Annotated in this window: 17 protein-coding genes; 10 read left to right on the top strand and 7 right to left on the bottom strand. The window is 63.1% G+C overall.

Going from position 1 to position 16482, the window contains the following annotated elements:
• Positions 1-10: 10 nt before the first annotated feature.
• Positions 11-385 (bottom strand): DUF423 domain-containing protein, encoded by a 375-nt coding sequence (locus A9K65_RS24800; RefSeq protein ID WP_027162433.1) that lies wholly within the window; start codon positions 383-385, stop codon positions 11-13.
• A gap of 28 nt (positions 386-413) precedes the next feature.
• Entirely contained in the window at positions 414-1673 is a 1260-nt protein-coding gene (locus A9K65_RS24795) for a multidrug efflux MFS transporter (protein ID WP_064995451.1), read from the bottom strand.
• A 165-nt stretch (positions 1674-1838) separates the two neighbouring features.
• Here A9K65_RS24795 and A9K65_RS24790 point away from each other — a divergent pair, with 165 nt between their 5' ends.
• The gene (locus tag A9K65_RS24790) at positions 1839-2504 is read left to right on the top strand and encodes a GntR family transcriptional regulator (RefSeq protein ID WP_024504688.1); all 666 of its coding nucleotides are present in this window, start codon (positions 1839-1841) and stop codon (positions 2502-2504) included.
• A 113-nt stretch (positions 2505-2617) separates the two neighbouring features.
• Complete coding sequence (locus A9K65_RS24785) at positions 2618-2851, top strand: DUF982 domain-containing protein (RefSeq protein ID WP_244506945.1); 234 nt, start codon at positions 2618-2620, stop codon at positions 2849-2851.
• Positions 2852-2917: 66 nt separating this feature from the next.
• Here A9K65_RS24785 and A9K65_RS24780 read toward each other — a convergent pair whose 3' ends face one another.
• Positions 2918-3070, bottom strand: a complete 153-nt coding sequence (locus A9K65_RS24780; RefSeq protein ID WP_013532262.1) for a hypothetical protein — start codon at positions 3068-3070, stop codon at positions 2918-2920.
• A 176-nt stretch (positions 3071-3246) separates the two neighbouring features.
• Positions 3247-4290, bottom strand: coding sequence for an aldo/keto reductase (locus tag A9K65_RS24775; protein ID WP_013532261.1), 1044 nt, complete (start codon positions 4288-4290; stop codon positions 3247-3249).
• A gap of 278 nt (positions 4291-4568) precedes the next feature.
• Here A9K65_RS24775 and ppk2 point away from each other — a divergent pair, with 278 nt between their 5' ends.
• On the top strand, positions 4569-5489 hold the full coding sequence (gene ppk2, locus A9K65_RS24770; protein WP_013532260.1) for a polyphosphate kinase 2: 921 nt from the start codon (positions 4569-4571) through the stop codon (positions 5487-5489).
• 51 nt (positions 5490-5540) lie between these two features.
• Here the strand turns inward: ppk2 and A9K65_RS24765 are convergent, their stop codons facing one another.
• From A9K65_RS24765 to A9K65_RS24755, 3 genes are all read right to left on the bottom strand, one after another.
• Positions 5541-6188: a dihydrofolate reductase family protein gene (locus tag A9K65_RS24765; RefSeq protein WP_064995450.1), complete on the bottom strand. Its 648-nt coding sequence runs from the start codon at positions 6186-6188 to the stop codon at positions 5541-5543.
• Between the two features lie 217 nt (positions 6189-6405).
• Positions 6406-7437: a porphobilinogen synthase gene (hemB, locus tag A9K65_RS24760; protein ID WP_064995449.1), complete on the bottom strand. Its 1032-nt coding sequence runs from the start codon at positions 7435-7437 to the stop codon at positions 6406-6408.
• A gap of 88 nt (positions 7438-7525) precedes the next feature.
• On the bottom strand, positions 7526-8353 hold the full coding sequence (locus A9K65_RS24755) for a DUF2066 domain-containing protein (protein ID WP_064995448.1): 828 nt from the start codon (positions 8351-8353) through the stop codon (positions 7526-7528).
• Positions 8354-8547: 194 nt separating this feature from the next.
• Here A9K65_RS24755 and A9K65_RS24750 point away from each other — a divergent pair, with 194 nt between their 5' ends.
• The 7 genes from A9K65_RS24750 (at position 8548) to A9K65_RS24720 (ending at position 16453) form a co-directional block, all read left to right on the top strand.
• On the top strand, positions 8548-9591 hold the full coding sequence (locus A9K65_RS24750; protein ID WP_013532256.1) for an enoyl-CoA hydratase/isomerase family protein: 1044 nt from the start codon (positions 8548-8550) through the stop codon (positions 9589-9591).
• A complete protein-coding gene (locus A9K65_RS24745; RefSeq protein WP_013532255.1) occupies positions 9588-10010 on the top strand; it encodes a DUF6163 family protein in 423 nt (140 codons plus the stop codon). The genes A9K65_RS24750 and A9K65_RS24745 overlap by 4 nt, the downstream gene beginning before the upstream one ends.
• Before the next feature lie 237 nt (positions 10011-10247).
• Positions 10248-10763 (top strand): winged helix DNA-binding protein, encoded by a 516-nt coding sequence (locus A9K65_RS24740; RefSeq protein WP_008875359.1) that lies wholly within the window; start codon positions 10248-10250, stop codon positions 10761-10763.
• A 421-nt stretch (positions 10764-11184) separates the two neighbouring features.
• Positions 11185-12438, top strand: a complete 1254-nt coding sequence (locus tag A9K65_RS24735) for a L,D-transpeptidase family protein (protein ID WP_013532254.1) — start codon at positions 11185-11187, stop codon at positions 12436-12438.
• A gap of 142 nt (positions 12439-12580) precedes the next feature.
• Positions 12581-14227, top strand: coding sequence for a Na+/H+ antiporter (locus tag A9K65_RS24730; RefSeq protein ID WP_064995495.1), 1647 nt, complete (start codon positions 12581-12583; stop codon positions 14225-14227).
• A gap of 173 nt (positions 14228-14400) precedes the next feature.
• The gene (gene glyA / locus A9K65_RS24725) at positions 14401-15714 is read left to right on the top strand and encodes a serine hydroxymethyltransferase (RefSeq protein ID WP_013532252.1); all 1314 of its coding nucleotides are present in this window, start codon (positions 14401-14403) and stop codon (positions 15712-15714) included.
• A 76-nt stretch (positions 15715-15790) separates the two neighbouring features.
• Positions 15791-16453, top strand: coding sequence for a hypothetical protein (locus A9K65_RS24720; protein ID WP_064995447.1), 663 nt, complete (start codon positions 15791-15793; stop codon positions 16451-16453).
• Positions 16454-16482: the final 29 nt, after the last annotated feature.

The following is a 16482-nucleotide window of genomic DNA, read 5'->3' as shown; positions in this document are numbered from 1 at the left end:
CCAGAGGCGTTCAGGACCGCACGCGCACCAGCGCCGAGGCAGCGATCGCCAGCCAGCCGGCAATGAGCAGCGTGCCGCCGATCGGAGCCGACAGCGGGAATAGCCGCGACCCGATGAAATCGCGGGCCAGCAGATCGCCGCAGAACAGCAGAAGCCCAACCAGCAGGATCAGGCTGCCGATGCGCAGGATCCGGTTCGCGCCAAGCAATCCGGCGGCAAGGAAGACCGGCGCATGCATCAGCAGGAACGATGCGGCGGTGCCAACGAAGGCGCCGCCGAGATGCGCCGCCGCGGCCGACAGCGCCACGCCGGCAGCACCGCAGAGGCCTCCGGCCAGGACGAGGATACGGCTGCTGTCGTCGGAAGGTCGTTCGGCTGTGCTCATGTTTGGGGCTCCGTGACGCCCAACCCCGTCAGGGCTTGCCGGGGTGGGCAAGCATGTCCTGCTCGCGGCGTGACTGTGCCAGCCAGTTATACACCGCGCCGCCGGCCATCAAGACGGATGTGCCCAGAAACACCGAACGCATGCCGAAATGACCACCGGCAAAGCCGCCCAGCAAGGGGCCGGCGACTTGCCCGACATATTGGGCGGAGATCGACAGCCCGAGCACATTGCCGCCGACCCCATCGGGAACATTGTGGCGGATCACGCTGGTGATGCAGGGCAACAGCCCGCCCAGCGCCAGACCCATCAGGAAGCGCAGGCCGATGAGTTGCCAGCTCTGCGTGACGAAGGCCTGCGGGATCAGCAGCAGCGCCGAGACGGCAAGCGCGCCGATGATGACGTTCCAGTGGCCGACGCGGTCGGCGAGCTTGCCTAGGCGCGAGGCCGACAGGATGGCGCCAAGGGCCGCCGCCGACATGACGACGCCTGATACCAGCGTGACGCGGCTCTGGTCCTGGATGAGCTGCTGCACATAGACGGTGATGATCGGCTCGATCGACATGGTGGCGAAGCTCAACAGCATGCCGGTCGCCAGCATGGCGACAACAGGCCGTTTGTCGGGGATTTGTGACCAGCCGCCTTTCCGCTTCTGCGTCGCTGCGGCGTCCGCTGTTTTCGGCCGGGGATTCTCCTTGATCAGAAACGTGGTCGCCAGGAATGCCAGGAAGATGACGCCGCCGGAGAGGAGAAAGGTGGCGCGGATGCCGATCAGCGGCGGCAGGGCACCGCCAATCAGAGGGCCGACCAGAGCCCCGCCCGTGATGCCGGCCGACAGCAGGCCCAGCGCCCAGCCGGAACGCTCCTTGGGTGTCTGCATGGCGACGAGGATGGTCGATCCCGAGGAGTAGCCGCCGGCAAAGCCGATGAGCAGCCGCAGCAGCACCAGCTGCCAGACCGTCTGCACCATGCCGGTCAGCGACATGCATATGGCCATGCCGAAGCTGGCGCGAACCAGCATCACCTTGCGGCCATAGCGGTCGCCGAGACGTCCCCAGAGCGGCGCCACCAGCGCCGCCGCGAAGAACGTCGCGCCATAGGCAATCCCCGACCATTGCACGATCGCCGCGTGACCCTCGGCACCCAGCTGCTCGATATAGAGCGGCAGGAACGGCAGAAGCAGCGTCATGGCGACAAGCGTCGAAAACGAACCGGCGAAGCACACGAACAGATTGCGCCGCCAGTGGATGTTGTAGGTGCTGTCGGTCGCCGGGGGCGTGCTCTGCTGCATGTCGTATGTCCTGTCCCAGCAACTCTTTTATCGATGCTTGCTGCGGATACCAATTTGGGATACCAAGATGGTGCACGTCATGGACGCAAGCTTGGCCGCTGTCAATGCAACCTGTCGAACGTGATCGGCAAGACGATCGCAAACGGCCAAAAGATGGAAACGACAATGTCGCAGATGCACAGCGTCGAAAAACAGCTTCGGCAGATGATCCTGGGCCTCGAGATCGGTCCCGGCGAAAAGCTGACCGAGCGCTGGATCGAGAGCCGTTTCGGTGCATCGCGAACCCCGGTCAGGGCAGCACTTCTGCGGCTCGAGACCGAGGGGCTGGTCGGCAGGGACGGGCGCGGCTGGACGGTGTCGCCGATCAATCTGGCTGAACTTGAGCAGATCGCCGTCTACAGGGAGGCGGTCGAGGTTGCGGCAGTTCGCCTGACATGCAGCCTGGCGGACCGGAGCGCCATCGATGTCATCCAGGCGATGCTCGAATCCTGCGACAACGACACGCCGCGCGAGGAATGGCATCGCGTCGGCATGGATTTTCACATCGAACTGGCGCGTCTGTCGGGCAATGAATTCCTGTTCCGGGCGGTCCGCGATGCCATGACGCGCCTGTCACGGGCGCGCTGGCTGGAGGTTCGCGACGAAGCGGCCCTCAGCCGCGCCTGGGCCGAACATCGCGCCATACTGGCGGCGGCACGCCGTGGCGACGCCGATGAAGCCGCGCGCCTGCTCTCGGTCCACATCGTCGGCAGCCGCGACCGGCTGGTGACGTCGCTCGCCAACGATCGGCGCGGTCTTCGCGCCAGAGGCTTTGCCGTCGTTGCTGCTTAAGGCGGATGAAGGGGCGCAAAGCGGCGTCTGGACGTGTGCGCACTTTCGCCCTCGCTTCGCAGACGCCGATGGCGTAAGGAGCGGCGATGGAAAACAACCGATTTGAAACACCTGTGACTGTGAAGTCAGTCGCGGCGGGAAGCACTCAGCTCTTGCGCACGGCGCGTGAGGCTTCCGACTACCTCCTCAACAGCTGGCCCGGCAAGCGCAGCCCCAAGCATCGCGCGGCCCTGCAGGCCTGCCATGACGCACTCGCCGGCGACAAGCCGGCGATGAACGCCAGGCGCGCCTTCATTGCGGCGGCGCGCGAAGTGGACGTCTTTGTCAGCGACAAGGCGCCGGCCTGACACAAGGCGACATCCGAGGCGGCAATCCGGATTGAGGCACGGCCCGCATCTGCGGGCCTTTTGCCGTCACTTTGCCGTTTCGGTTTCGGCTTCAGTCTCGTCTTCGGGCTTCGAACGTTCCCTCGCTGCAACCTTGGCTGCCAGCTTCTCGGCCTTCTTGGCCGCCTTCTGGCGGTCGCGTTCCTTGCGTTCCTGATCGTAGTTTGGTGGTCGCGCCATATCGGCTCCTTTTTCACTGCCTCGCGGCTCTGGTCCTGCCTAGGAGCATTAGCCGTCAAACACAACAGCTGAAGCGATAGTGCGTCGATGATGGCCAGGCTTGCAAGATGCGCGCCGCAATGATGGGGCCATGCCCATCATTGCGGCGGCGATACCTATCGCCATCGATTTGCCGATCAGATGCCGCTTCGGTCAATCACCAGATCGGCGGCACCAAAGCGGTCCTTTGCCGTCAGCTGCTGGTGCCAGTAGGGATAGAGCAGGGGCGGCCGGCTGACCGCGTCGAGGCGCGCGCGCTCCTCGTCGGAAAGCACCAGGCTTGCCGCCGCGATGTTGTCCAGGAACTGCGTTTCCGTCCTGCCGCCGATCACCAGGGAACTGATGGACGGCCGGCCAAGCAGCCAGGCCAGCGCCACCTGCGCTGCCGACACGCCGCGCTGCGCGCCGATCTCCACAAGCACATCGACGATCCGCCACAGCCGGTCCTCGTCGCGGATCGGTGGTTCCGACCAGCCCGCGAGTTGGCGGGCGGTGGGGCTGTCACGGCGGTATTTGCCGGACAGCAATCCGCCGGCAAGCGGGCTCCAGACCAGAACGCCCAGCCCCTGGTCGACGGAAATCGGCAGCAGTTCGTACTCCGCTTCGCGCGCTTCCAGCGTGTAGTGGATCTGCTGCGTGATGAAGCGCGGCTGATGACGGCTGTCGCTGATGCCGAGCGCCTTCATCACCTGCCAGCCGGAATAGTTGGAGCAGCCGACATAGCGGATCTTGCCCTGGGCAACCAGCGTGTCGAGCGCGCCGATGGTTTCCTCCAGCGGCGTCACGCCATCCCATTCGTGCAGGAAATAGATGTCGATGACGTCGGTCTTGAGCCGCTTCAGGCTCTTCTCGCATTCCCGGATCAGGTGATGGCGCGACAGGCCTTCATCGTTTGGACCTTTGCCGATCCGCATCCGTGCCTTGGAGGCGATCAGCACGTCGCCCTTGCGCTTGCCGCCGAGCGCTTCGCCGATGATCTCTTCCGAAATGCCGTTCGAATAGACATTGGCGGTGTCGATGACATTGATGCCGGCGTCGATACAGAGATCGATCATCCGGCGCGCTTCGTCGAGATCGGTCTTGCCGACCGCCGAAAAAGCACCGGCGCCACCGAAAGTCATGGTCCCCATGGTCAGTGTCGATACTTTCAGGCCGGAACGGCCGAGGGTGCGGTATTCCATGTCGGTCCTCGCGATTGCATTGGGAAAGGGCTGGGGAGGGCGCCCGAAAGTGGCGGCTATTTGTAGGACAATTTGGGCGACGTGTCTCCATGCCAGCGCGGCGGATCGATCATGCCTGGCTGGATCGACAGCGGTGGTGACCATGCTCGCGCTGCAATAAAACCGTCATTGCAGGCCTATATGGAAGTCGGCTCAGGTGTTGCCGTTCCCGGGCTGTAAGCCGGGAGTTTGGGGCGCCGGACGTGGATCGACAGAGCTTGCAAGTGGAGCAGCCGATAATGACCGAGCTAAAACAGAATTCTCCGGCCAGGGATTGGCTTGAAGCCGAGCTCGCCGACACGCTTGACGAAGACTATGAGCTCGAAATGTCGGAGCCGGCGCTGTCGATGGAGATCGCCAAGATCTACAAGAACTCGCATCCGCCTTCGATCGATCGCATGCAGTATTTTCGCGACCTGATCACCCTGCAGTCCGAATTGATCAAGCTGCAGTCCTGGGTCGCCCACCACAAGAAGAAGCTGGTGGTGATCTTCGAGGGACGCGATTCGGCCGGCAAGGGCGGTGTCATCAAACGCATCACCCAGCGCCTCAACCCGCGCATCTGCCGTGTCGTCGCACTGCCGGCGCCGACGGAGCGCGAAAAGTCGCAATGGTATTTCCAGCGCTATGTCCCGCATCTGCCGGCCGGCGGCGAGATCGTGCTGTTCGACCGCTCATGGTACAACCGCTCGGGCGTCGAGCGGGTGATGGGCTTTGCCCAGCCCGATCAGGTCGAAGAATTCTTCCACGACGTGCCGGAATTCGAGCGCATGCTGGTCCGCTCGGGCATCACCGTGGTCAAATACTGGTTCTCGATCACCGACGAGGAACAGCAGATGCGCTTCCTGATGCGCATCCACGATCCGATGAAACAGTGGAAACTGTCGCCGATGGACCTGCAGTCGCGCGTGCGCTGGGAGCAGTACACCAAGGCCAAGGAAGAGACCTTCGCCCGCACCAACATCCCGGAAGCGCCCTGGTTCATCGTCGAGGGCAACGACAAGAAACGCGCGCGGCTGAACTGCATCGACCATCTGCTCAAGCAGCTGCCTTACGAGGAAGTGCCGCACGAGGAGATCACTTTGCCGGAGCGCGTCTTCAACCCCGAATACGAACGCCAGGTGCTGCCGCGCGAGCTCTACGTGCCGGAGAAGTATTGAGGCAGACGAAGCTGCGATCTCCCCCACGAGGGGGGAGATTGGCTCTCCACCTTACGCCCGCTTGATGGTGACGTGCGTTGCGAGCGGGGTCGCCACCTGCTCGCTGCAGACATAGCCGAGCTTGAGCATGTCCAGGCCGGCAAAAAGGTTCTCGCCCGTGCCCAGCAGCACCGGCGCGATCGCCAGATGCATCTCGTCGATCAGTTTTTCCTGCAGATATTGCCGTATGGTGGCGACGCCGCCGCCGACCCGCACATCCTTGCCGCCAGCGGCAGCCTTGGCCCGTTCAAGAGCTGAATGGATGCCGTCGACGACGAAGTGGAAAGTGGTGCCGCCCTCCATCGTGATCGGTTCCCGCTTGTGATGGGTCAGCACGAAAACCGGCACATGATAGGGCGGGTTGTCGCCCCACCAGCCTTTCCAGCTGTCGTCAGGCCATTCGCCGCGGATCGGTCCGAACATGTTGCGGCCGAGGATCCAGGCGCCGACATTTTCGAAGCTGCGCGCCGCGAACGCCTCGTTGACGTCGGTGGTGCCGCCATCTTGTCCGAGCACCATCTCGCGGAAGGTGCGGGTGTCGACAAACCACTTGTGCAAGGATTCCCCACCGACGCCGAGCGGATTTTGCAGATCCTGATCGGGACCGGCGCCATAGCCGTCGAGCGATAGGGTGAAAGCGTTGACGCGAAGTTTGGACATGCGAGCCTCCTCGATAACCGATTGTGTTTTGCAAGCAGTTTTTTGTAACAAACCGATTGTGAATTGCAAGCGGTATTTTCAAGCTCAAACGAAGCCCACGCAACGGTCAAGTGGCCCTCGCTATGGATTCCCCGGCCAAGAGCCGGAAATTGGTATGGATGTCGAAGCGGATTGGCCGACATTGCTCGCCGCGACCGGCCGTCGTCGCGAAGAGAAATTACCCCTTCAGCATCTCCGCCACTTCGGGTGCGAAATAGGTCAGGATGCCGTCGCAGCCGGCGCGCTTGAAGGCGAGCAGCGATTCCAGCATTGCCTTCTCGCCGTCGATCCAGCCATTGGCGCCTGCCGCCTTGATCATCGAATATTCGCCCGACACCTGGTAGGCGAAGGTCGGCATCTGGAACTCGTCCTTCAGCCGCCGGATGATGTCGAGATAGGGCAGGCCGGGCTTGACCATCAGCATGTCGGCGCCCTCGGCGATGTCCTGTTCGGCCTCTCTCACCGCCTCGTCCGAATTGGCATGGTCGATGTAATAGGTCTTCTTGTCGCCCTTGAGCAGACCGGCGGTGCCCACCGCCTCGCGATAGGGTCCGTAGAAGGCCGAGGCGAATTTGGTCGCATAGGACATGATCGCCACGTCCTGAAAACCATTGGCATCGAGCGCGTCGCGGATGGCGCCGATGCGGCCGTCCATCATGTCGGACGGTGCGATGATGTCGGCGCCGGCGGCCGCCTGGATGACTGCGGCGGCGGTCACCTGTTCCACTGTCTCGTCGTTGACGATGATGCCGTCGCGCAGGATGCCGTCATGGCCGTGGCTGGTGAATGGGTCGAGCGCTGCGTCGGTGATGATGCCGATCTGCGGTACCGCATCCTTGATCGCACGGGTGGCGCGGTTGATCACATTGTCGGGATCGAGGATGTGCGAGCCGGTCTGGTCGCGCAGCGAGATGTCCACATTGGGGAAGGTGGCGAGGGCGGGAATGCCGAGTTTTGCCGCGCGCTCTGCCTCCTTGACGGCGAGATCGATCGACAGGCGGAAGACGCCGGGCATGGCGCCGATAGGCTCGCGGATACCCTTGCCCTCGACGACGAAGATCGGCCAGATCAAATCGTCGACCGTGAGCCGGTTCTCCTGCACCAGACGGCGCGACCAGTCGGCCTTGCGCATGCGGCGCAGACGGCGGCTGCCGGTGATCTCGTCGACGCCGCGCGCGCCGGCGGGCTTTGCGGGGGTGAATTTGTTCATCGCCAGTACTCTCGTTCGGGCAGGCTTTTACCACGAGCTCCCGCCGCTGACCAATGCGGCACGATTGTGCCAGCGACCGGGTCGAGGCCTATTCGGGTTGCCCATTGCCTGACAGAATCTGTGCCGCGCCCCTGATGGCGACACGGAAAGCCTCGTCGAAGCCGACACCGCGCACCTGCCAGACGTAGGTCTTGCCGGCCATGGCCAGCCGCCAGTCGGCGATCCAGCCCAGTTCCTTGTCGCTCCAGACGAGACTGCCGTAAAGCGCCTGGTCGGCGCCGGCTTTCTCCGCAAGGGTGTCGAGCTTCGTCATCTCGGCATTGCGAAGCGCCTGATCGTCCAATCCGGCCTGCGACAGCTGCGCCACCGCGGGAAAAGTCACCTGCATGGCCAGCGGTACGGCGGCATTGCCGAACGATTCGCGCATCAGCATGCCACGGTCGTCCTCGGCATCGAGCGCGTAATGCGTTGTTCCGCGCTCGGTCGCCAAAAACACCGCCAGCCGTGGCCGCTCGGTCAGCCACGGCCTGCTGCCGAGCGAAGCCAGCACCGGGTCGATGTCAGCAGGCTTGTACTGGCAGTAGAGATTATGAGGCCGATCGTACGTGCCCTGGTCGTCATGGTTGGGAATGCCTTCCATGCGGTCGCGATAGTGGAAACTGGCGACGAAGGTGCCGGCTTTGTCGCGCAATGCCGTCATTTCAGGTTTCGCCGGCAGGCGCTGATCGCCGGAAACCCGCACCAGAACCGCGTCGAGGCAGCGCTTGAAGCCGGACTGGCGGTTCTTCTCGTACTTGCCGTTGACGATGGTCTGCGAGCTGTAGAGGTCTTGCAAAGTCCCCGCCATGACCGGGTGAACAGCCAAGCAGAGGCTCAGCCCGATTGCCACCGGCGCAAGGTGCGAAAATCGAGTCATAAACAATCGTCCCGTTCGAAGACCCACGAGGTACGCTGCAATAAACTCTACCCAGTTTTCCGTATTGCAGCTCCATTTTTAGCACCGGCTCCTGGTCCGGGCCAGAGCTTGCACCGGTGTCCTCGCCATTGACGCACCCATGCGCCACGCTTTAGCACTTCAGTCCCGGCGGCCGGGAGAGGGATTCTTTCACGATGGATTTTGGCGGAGGCGACGAGATCCGCTTCGAACATCTGGGCCGGGCCGGCGTCGTCACCTTGACGCGGCCGCAGGCGCTCAATGCCTTGACGCACCGCATGATCGGGGCGCTCGACGCCGCTCTTTCCGCCTGGGAGGCCGACCAGGGCATCGACGTCATCGTCGTCAAGGCAGAGGGCAGGGCCTTTTCGGCCGGCGGCGATATCCTGCATGTCTATGAGACAGGCCGGGCGGGAAAACCGCCGGTCGAGTTCTTCGCCGACGAATACCGGCTCAACGCCCGCATCAACAGCTACAAGAAGCCCTATGTCGCCCTGATCGACGGTATCGTCATGGGTGGCGGCGTCGGCATCTCCTTCCACGGCTCGCACCGGGTGATGACCGAGAATGCCCAGTTTGCCATGCCGGAAGTCGGCATCGGCTTCTTTCCGGATGTTGGCGCCAGCCACCTGCTGCCCGATCTCGGCGGCTCCTTCGGCATGTATCTGGCGCTGACCGGCAATCGCATTCGATATGGCGATGCGCTGTGGTCTGGGCTGGCCACCCATACCATCAAGGCCGAGGACCAGGCTGGCTTCCTCGACCGGCTGGCGTTGACCGGCGATCCGGAATCGGTGCTGCGCGGCTTCTTCGTGCAGGCAAGGCGAGAAACCGACAGGCCGACGCTGGAGGCGATTGTCCGTCATTTTTCGCAACCGTCCCTGAACCGCGTCATCGACAGCCTCGAGCGTGCGGCCGCCGCCGATGAGTTCGCGGCAAAGACGCTGGCGACGATCCGCACCCGCTCGCCGACCAGCCTGCGCGTCGCCTGGCGGCAGATCAGCGCCGGACTGACGCTGTCCATGGAAGCCTGCATGAAGATGGAGTTCCGCATCCTCAACCGGATGCTCGCCGGCCATGATTTCTACGAAGGCATCCGCGCTGCCATCATCGACAAGGGCTCGAAGCCGCAATGGCGGCCGGCAAGCCTCGCTGCGGTCAGCGAAGCGGATGTCGATGCCTATTTCGCTCCGCTCGGCGAACGGGAACTCCTGATATGAGCGAGGTGACCTCAAGGCGCATCGTTCTGCAGCCCTCCGGGGTGGAGGTGATCTTCGCCTGGTTCCAGCGCGTCATATCGGGCTACTGCCTGCTGTTCGGCATTCTCTACTGGATCAAGCTGATCGGCTTTTATCCGGGCACACTGTGGCGTTTCGACCTGATGCCCGTGCACTGGCAGGTCGCGGCGGTGGTGCTCGCCGTGTTCTTTCCCTTTGCCGCTGCCGGCCTGTGGATGCTGGCGTCCTGGGGCCCGGTGATATGGTTCATTTGCGCGGTGACCGAGACGGTCATGTACGCCGGCTTTCCCGAGTTGTTCGGCCACCGCTTGCTGATTGTCGTCTCGCATGCGGCGGTGGCGGTGCTCTATATCGTCTTTCGCGTCGTCATCTACCTGCAGAAGCGCCCGGTCCGCCACTAAGCCGTGAACCCATTGGCGGCCCGGCTGTCGCCTCGAATGAGCCCTGCAATCGTTGCCGAAATCTTTAGGTTAATTATCCTTGCTCGGGTGACCGTTCGTTAAGCCTCTTCCGAAACCCCTTACCGGTAAGCTCTTGTTAGCCCTAGCGTTTAAGTCGAATTTTATGAGTATTCGATAGTGTCGCGATCAAGGTGAAAAACAAAAAATCACCAGGGCGACAAACGAGAGGCAAAGACAATGATCAATTCGCGTCCGGCGGCGAAGACCGCCAACGTATCCGACGATCGCCGTGAGGCTATCCGTTCCCTGTACATGGAATCGCTGCAGCTTGTTGAACGGCTGCACCGCCGCCTGCTTGATGTGATCAAGGACGAATTCGACCGCAACGGCCGTTCCGACATCAATGCCATCCAGGCACTGCTGCTGTTCAACATCGGCAATTCCGAACTGACCGCCGGCGAGCTGCGCTCGCGTGGCTACTATCTCGGCTCGAACGTCTCATACAATCTGAAGAAGCTGGTCGATCTCGGCTTCATCAACCATCAGCGCTCGCGCATCGACCGCCGTTCGGTCCGTGTCTCGCTGACGCCCAAGGGCAATGAGGTGGCGGAGGTCGTCGCCGGCCTCTATGAGCGTCATGTCGGCTCGATCGAACAGGTCGGCGGCATCAACACCGACGAGTTCAAGCAGATGAACCGCGCTCTGCAGCGGCTCGACCGCTTCTGGAACGACACCATCGCTTACCGGATGTAAGACATCCGCCGCATCGGATCCGGCCCGCGCCACAGAAGCGCGGCCGAAATATCGACCTTCAGTCAGGGCCGGTGCTGAGAGGCATCGGCCTTTCTTTGATTTGGCTGGTCGTTATACTGGGCGGCCGATCACCGATCGATACCCAAAAAGCACGGTCCGTTCTTTTCGGAATACTGGCCGGTCGGATTTGGCCGCTAGGCCACGTTGCCGCCATATTCCAATGGAACCGAGAGTGGCAGTGATGCTGTGGTGAAGACCATGCGTTCACCCGCAGCCCGTATCGCGCCTGTGCATTGTCACACCAAGCTGATACGGACCATGGTTGGCTAATTGTTAAGATTGCCAATTTTAGAGTGCGGGCGAGATCGCCCGGTGATCAACGCAGCAAGTGATCGAACTGCTACCAATGTCTGGAACGTCCATGAAAACCAGCCGTCGTTTTTTCCTGTCCGGAGCCTCCGCGCTCGCAGCCGCGGTGGTCGCTGGCGGCGCCAATGCGCAGGATGTGATCGGTGATATCCTGAAATCCTCGGCGCGCGGCAATTGGGACGACCAGTTCGACGCCCGCGCCAGCGAGGGTGGCAAGGTGGCCTCGACGCTGCCGATCTTCAGCCCGCAGACCGTTGCCTTCACGGAACAGGCGGTCGGGCAGTACCAGAACATTGTCGGGCAGGGTGGCTGGGTCGAGGTTCCCGCGACCAAGAAGCTGCAGCTTGGCGTCGATGATCCCGATGTGGTGCCGTTGCGCAAGCGGCTGATGGTTTCCGGCGACCTGTCGCAGAGCGCCGGCATTTCGACGGCTTTCGATTCCTATGTCGACTCGGCAGTCAAGCGCTTCCAACTGCGTCACGGCCTGCCGGCTGATGGCTCGATGGGCAAATACACCTATGCGGCGATGAACGTTTCGGCGCAGATCCGGCTTGGCCAGTTGCAGACCAATCTGCAGCGGCTGCGCGAGAAGGCCGGCACGCTGGGCAGCCGCTACGTGCTGGTCGACATTCCGGCAGCCCAGGTCGAAGCGGTCGAGAACGACCGCGTCGTGCTTCGCCACACCGCGATCGTCGGCAAGATCGATCGCCAGACGCCGATCGTCAATTCCAAGATCACCGAGATCATCGTCAACCCATACTGGAACGCGCCGGTCTCGATCGTGCGTAAGGACATCATTCCGCTGATGCGGAAAAATCCCGATTATCTCAAGAACAGCCACATCCGCCTGTTCGCGCCCGATGGCAGCGAAGTCGATCCGATGAATGTCGACTGGTCGACCGACGACGCCGCCAAGTACCGGTTCCGCCAGGATCCCGGCTCGGAAAACGCCATGGCTTCCGTGAAGATCAATTTCCCGAGCCCTGACGGCGTCTACATGCACGATACGCCGCAGCAGAGCCTGTTCGGCAAGATGTTGCGTTTCGATTCCTCGGGCTGCGTGCGCGTGCAGAATGTGCGCGACCTCGTCACCTGGATCCTGCGCGACACGCCCGGCTGGGACCGCCAGCATTTCGAGGCGGCGATCAAGACCGGTGAAAACACGCCGATCCAGGTCACCAATCCGGTGCCGGTCCACTTCCTCTATCTCTCGGCATGGTCGACCGGTCCGGGCGTGGTGCAGTTCCGCGACGACGTCTACGCGCTTGATGGCAACAACGAGCTGCAGATCACGTCCGCGCTGTAAGTATTTGATTTCTATTTAAAAAGGCCGCCTCTCAGGGCGGCCTTTTTTCATTGATTGGGTGCCGCGGCGTTTTTCACGGGAGGGCGGCTGGACGGATCGGCCGGCTTTGCGCATGGTCGGCGGGAAAGCCTGGAACCGGACCATGGAAGTCGCCGTCTTCATTCTGGTCGTGCTCGTCTTCGTGGCGCTTTCCGGCGCGCTGGTTCGCCTGGTGCGGGTGCCGTTGCCGGTGCTGCAGATTGCGATCGGTGCCGCGCTCGCCTGGCCGGTGCGCGGCATCCATGTCGAGATCAATCCGGAGCTGTTCCTGCTGGTGTTCATTCCGCCGCTGCTGTTCGGCGATGCCTATGGCGCACCGAAGCGTGAACTGATGGCGCTGCGCGGACCGATCCTGGATCTGGCCATAGGGCTGGTCTTCTTCACCATCGTCGGCTTCGGCTACGCCTTGCATTGGCTAGTGCCGAGCATCCCTCTGGTGGTCGCTTTTGCGCTTGCCGCGGTGCTGTCGCCGACCGACGCGGTGGCTGTGTCCTCGATCGTCGACAGGAATGTTGTCCCGGCGCGGCTGATGCACATTCTCGAAGGCGAGTCGCTGCTCAACTACGCTTCAGGCCTCGTCATGTTCCGCTTCGCCGTCGCAGCAGTGCTGACCGGCAGCTTTTCCCTTGCCGCGGCTTCGTTCAGTTTTCTCTATGCCGTGGCGATCGGCATCCTGATCGGCGTCGCGGCGCTGTTCGTTGCCGCCAAGCTGCTGCAATTGCTCAACCGGATCGGCGGCATGCCGGCCGAAGCGCAGGTGCTGGTGATGGTTCTGCTGCCCTTCATCGCCTATCTCGGCGCCGAGCATGTCGGAGCGTCCGGTATTCTGGCGGCTGTTACCGCCGGCCTGCTCACCGGCGGCTCCGGCGTGTTTCGCTTCCTCGGCGTCTCGGCCCGCATGCAGACGATGTCGCTGTGGACGACGCTTTCCTTCGTTTTCAACGGTGCTCTCTTCATCGTGCTCGGCCTGCAGCTTCCCGACATCATCCGCCATGTGCCGCCGGAACTCATGAGCCTGCACCCGATCATCCAGCCGATCGCGACCGTCGTGGCGCTGACGCTGTGCCTGATCGCGTTGCGCTTCCTGTGGATATGGGTAGGCGATCTCGCAGCCGGCATCGCCGCACGTCTGGGCAAGCGCAAGGTGGAGCCGTTCGGGTTGCGCGTGCGGCTCGCCGGTTCGGTGGCCGGCGTGCGCGGCGCCATCACGCTGGCCGGCATATTGTCGCTGCCGCTCGCCATGCCGGACGGCTCGCCGTTCCCGGCACGCGATCTGGTCATTTTCCTGGCCGCCGGCGTCATCATCTGTTCGCTGGTCTTCGCCAGTCTCGCTCTGCCGACGATCGCCAGGGGGCTGGTCGAGCCGGGTGAGGATGCCGGCGCCGCCGAGGAGCGGCTGGCGCGTGTCGGCGCCGCCAAGGCGGCAATCGCGCGCATCGAGAGCATCGCCGGAGCCGCAGATGATGAGGGAGGCGAGGTGCCCGGCGCCAGGCTTGCCGCCGCCGATAGCATCGTCGCCGGCTACCGGCGCCGCATCGCCGCCTCGGACGAAGCCGATGAGGCCCGCGCCGAGGCGCGTGAAGCCGGAAGGCTGGAGCTCGAATTGAGATTTGCGGGCATCGAAGCCGAGCGCGAAGCCGTGCGCGCCATGTTTCGCAGCGGCGAGATCAACGACCATACGTCGCAGGCGCTGTTTACCGAGATCACGCTCACCGAGGCATTGCTGAGGGGCCGGAAGGCGAGGAAATAACGACGCGCGGGCCTGGCTGGCGCAATCCGGCCAGCAAATTTCGCGTGGCAAACGTGGCGGGGCGAAAACAACTGTGTTAATGGCGCCGCGTGCAGGTTGCCCAAAAGTGTACAGCGGTTTGGGCAACGACATGCGTAAACAAAATTGCCCCCGAACCCCGAGGATTTCAGGCTATGGCAACAGCAGCGGCAGTGTCGAACAAATTCGAATCCTTCTTCGAAACCACGCTGGCCGACGCCGATCCGGAGATTTTCGGCGCCATCCGCAACGAACTCGGCCGCCAGCGCCACGAGATCGAGCTGATCGCCTCGGAAAACATTGTTTCCCGCGCGGTGCTTGAGGCGCAGGGCTCGATCATGACCAACAAATATGCCGAGGGCTATCCGGGCAAGCGCTACTACGGCGGCTGCCAGTTTGTCGACGTGGCCGAGGAACTGGCCATCGAGCGCGCCAAGAAGCTGTTCGGCTGCAACTTCGCCAATGTCCAGCCGAATTCCGGCAGCCAGATGAACCAGGCCGTCTTCCTGGCGCTCTTGCAGCCGGGCGACACGTTCATGGGCCTCGACCTCAATTCCGGCGGCCATCTGACCCACGGTTCGCCGGTCAACATGAGCGGTAAATGGTTCAAGGTCGTCTCCTATGGCGTGCGCCAGGACGACCATCTGCTCGACATGGATGCCATCGAGAAGACCGCGCATGAAACCAAGCCGAAGCTGATCCTGGCCGGCGGCACCGCCTATTCCCGCGTCTGGGACTGGAAGCGTTTTCGCGAGATCGCCGACGCGGTCGGCGCCTATCTGATGGTCGACATGGCGCACATCGCCGGGCTGGTCGCCGGCGGCGTGCATCCGTCGCCGCTGCCGCATGCCCACGTCGTGACGACCACGACGCACAAGTCGCTGCGCGGCCCGCGCGGCGGCATGATCCTGTGCAATGACGAGGACATCGCCAAGAAGATGAATTCGGCGGTGTTCCCCGGCCTGCAGGGCGGCCCGCTTATGCATGTCATCGCCGCCAAGGCGGTTGCCTTCGGCGAAGCGCTGAAGCCAAGCTTCAAGGTCTATGCCGAGAGCGTTGCCGCCAACGCCAAGGCGCTCGCCTCCAGCCTCAAGGAAACCGGTCTCGACATCGTCTCCGGCGGCACAGACAACCATCTGATGCTGGTCGATTTGCGTCCGAAGAACGCCACCGGCAAGCGCGCCGAGGCGGCGCTGGGCCGCGCCAACATCACGTGCAACAAGAACGGTATTCCGTTCGACCCGGAAAAGCCTTTTGTCACCTCGGGCGTGCGTCTCGGCACCCCGGCCGGCACCACGCGCGGCTTCGGCCAGGCCGAATTCCGGGAGATCGGCAAGCTGATCGCCGAAGTGCTGGATGGTCTCAAGGTCGCCAATTCCGACGAGGGCAATGCCGCCGTCGAAGCAGCGGTCAAGGCCAAGGTCGTGGCGCTGACCGATCGCTTCCCGCTCTATCCCTATCTCGGCTGACCCGATAGGAAGTTTTACCGCCTGCTGCAACGACAAGCGTCGTTTCAGCAGGCCGGGGCGACCGACAGGAGCCTTGATGATGCGACCATTTCGTTTCGCCGACCTCGGCGCCGTTGGCGCTCTGGCTGCTTTGATCGCCGGGCTCCCCGGCAACGCCTTGGCGCAAACCGCCCCTGCTCAAGCCGCGCCCGCGCAACCCGCTCATGCGCAACCCGCACCTCAGCCCGAGCCCGCGGCGCCCGCCCAGACGGCACCCAAGCTCGAAACCTTTGGCAGATGGTCGACCCTGGTCGACGAGGCCGACACCGGTGAGGATCTGCGCAAGACCTGCGCGGCCTCGACCGCCTTTATCGGCGCTGGCGGCGAGAGCGGCGTTCTGACGCTCATCATCACGAACGGTGATGCACTGCCGCCGGATGCCTACCCGTCCGTAACGATCGCCGTCGACAACAAGGCCTTGCCGGCCGGCAAGTCGGTTGCCGCCACTTTCGGCGACGACAAGGGCCGCGTCACTGCCAAGCTCCATTCCGATGGCGCCGTCAACGGCCGGCTCAGTTGGACCGTCGACAACCAGTCCAAGACCAGCCTGGCGCTCCTGCGCGCCATGCGCCGGGCATCGGTGCTTGACGTCTCCTTCGGCGATGCGCCGGTTGGAAGCATATCCATGGACGGCTTCACCAAGGCCTATCGTAGTCTCGGCGCATCGTGCGGGTTTCCGACCGCCGACGTTGCTCCCTGAAGACATCGGTACGATGTGCGGCTGCTGGC

The sequence above is a fragment of the Mesorhizobium sp. WSM1497 genome, assembly GCF_001672455.2.
Taxonomy (GTDB): domain Bacteria; phylum Pseudomonadota; class Alphaproteobacteria; order Rhizobiales; family Rhizobiaceae; genus Mesorhizobium; species Mesorhizobium ciceri.
Note: the sequence above shows the minus strand (reverse complement) of the source record. Positions and strands in the feature narration are given on the sequence as shown.

What these genes read in the sequence shown, in the direction of transcription:
- A9K65_RS24800 (WP_027162433.1), bottom strand. Translation starts at nt 385, where the DNA reads ATGAGCACAGCCGAACGACCTTCCGACGACAGCAGCCGTATCCTCGTC.
- A9K65_RS24795 (WP_064995451.1), bottom strand. Translation starts at nt 1,673, where the DNA reads ATGCAGCAGAGCACGCCCCCGGCGACCGACAGCACCTACAACATCCAC.
- A9K65_RS24790 (WP_024504688.1), top strand. Translation starts at nt 1,839, where the DNA reads ATGTCGCAGATGCACAGCGTCGAAAAACAGCTTCGGCAGATGATCCTG.
- A9K65_RS24780 (WP_013532262.1), bottom strand. Translation starts at nt 3,070, where the DNA reads ATGGCGCGACCACCAAACTACGATCAGGAACGCAAGGAACGCGACCGC.
- A9K65_RS24775 (WP_013532261.1), bottom strand. Translation starts at nt 4,290, where the DNA reads ATGGAATACCGCACCCTCGGCCGTTCCGGCCTGAAAGTATCGACACTG.
- ppk2 (WP_013532260.1), top strand. Translation starts at nt 4,569, where the DNA reads ATGACCGAGCTAAAACAGAATTCTCCGGCCAGGGATTGGCTTGAAGCC.
- A9K65_RS24765 (WP_064995450.1), bottom strand. Translation starts at nt 6,188, where the DNA reads ATGTCCAAACTTCGCGTCAACGCTTTCACCCTATCGCTCGACGGCTAT.
- hemB (WP_064995449.1), bottom strand. Translation starts at nt 7,437, where the DNA reads ATGAACAAATTCACCCCCGCAAAGCCCGCCGGCGCGCGCGGCGTCGAC.
- A9K65_RS24755 (WP_064995448.1), bottom strand. Translation starts at nt 8,353, where the DNA reads ATGACTCGATTTTCGCACCTTGCGCCGGTGGCAATCGGGCTGAGCCTC.
- A9K65_RS24750 (WP_013532256.1), top strand. Translation starts at nt 8,548, where the DNA reads ATGGATTTTGGCGGAGGCGACGAGATCCGCTTCGAACATCTGGGCCGG.
- A9K65_RS24745 (WP_013532255.1), top strand. Translation starts at nt 9,588, where the DNA reads ATGAGCGAGGTGACCTCAAGGCGCATCGTTCTGCAGCCCTCCGGGGTG.
- A9K65_RS24740 (WP_008875359.1), top strand. Translation starts at nt 10,248, where the DNA reads ATGATCAATTCGCGTCCGGCGGCGAAGACCGCCAACGTATCCGACGAT.
- A9K65_RS24735 (WP_013532254.1), top strand. Translation starts at nt 11,185, where the DNA reads ATGAAAACCAGCCGTCGTTTTTTCCTGTCCGGAGCCTCCGCGCTCGCA.
- A9K65_RS24730 (WP_064995495.1), top strand. Translation starts at nt 12,581, where the DNA reads ATGGAAGTCGCCGTCTTCATTCTGGTCGTGCTCGTCTTCGTGGCGCTT.
- glyA (WP_013532252.1), top strand. Translation starts at nt 14,401, where the DNA reads ATGGCAACAGCAGCGGCAGTGTCGAACAAATTCGAATCCTTCTTCGAA.
- A9K65_RS24720 (WP_064995447.1), top strand. Translation starts at nt 15,791, where the DNA reads ATGATGCGACCATTTCGTTTCGCCGACCTCGGCGCCGTTGGCGCTCTG.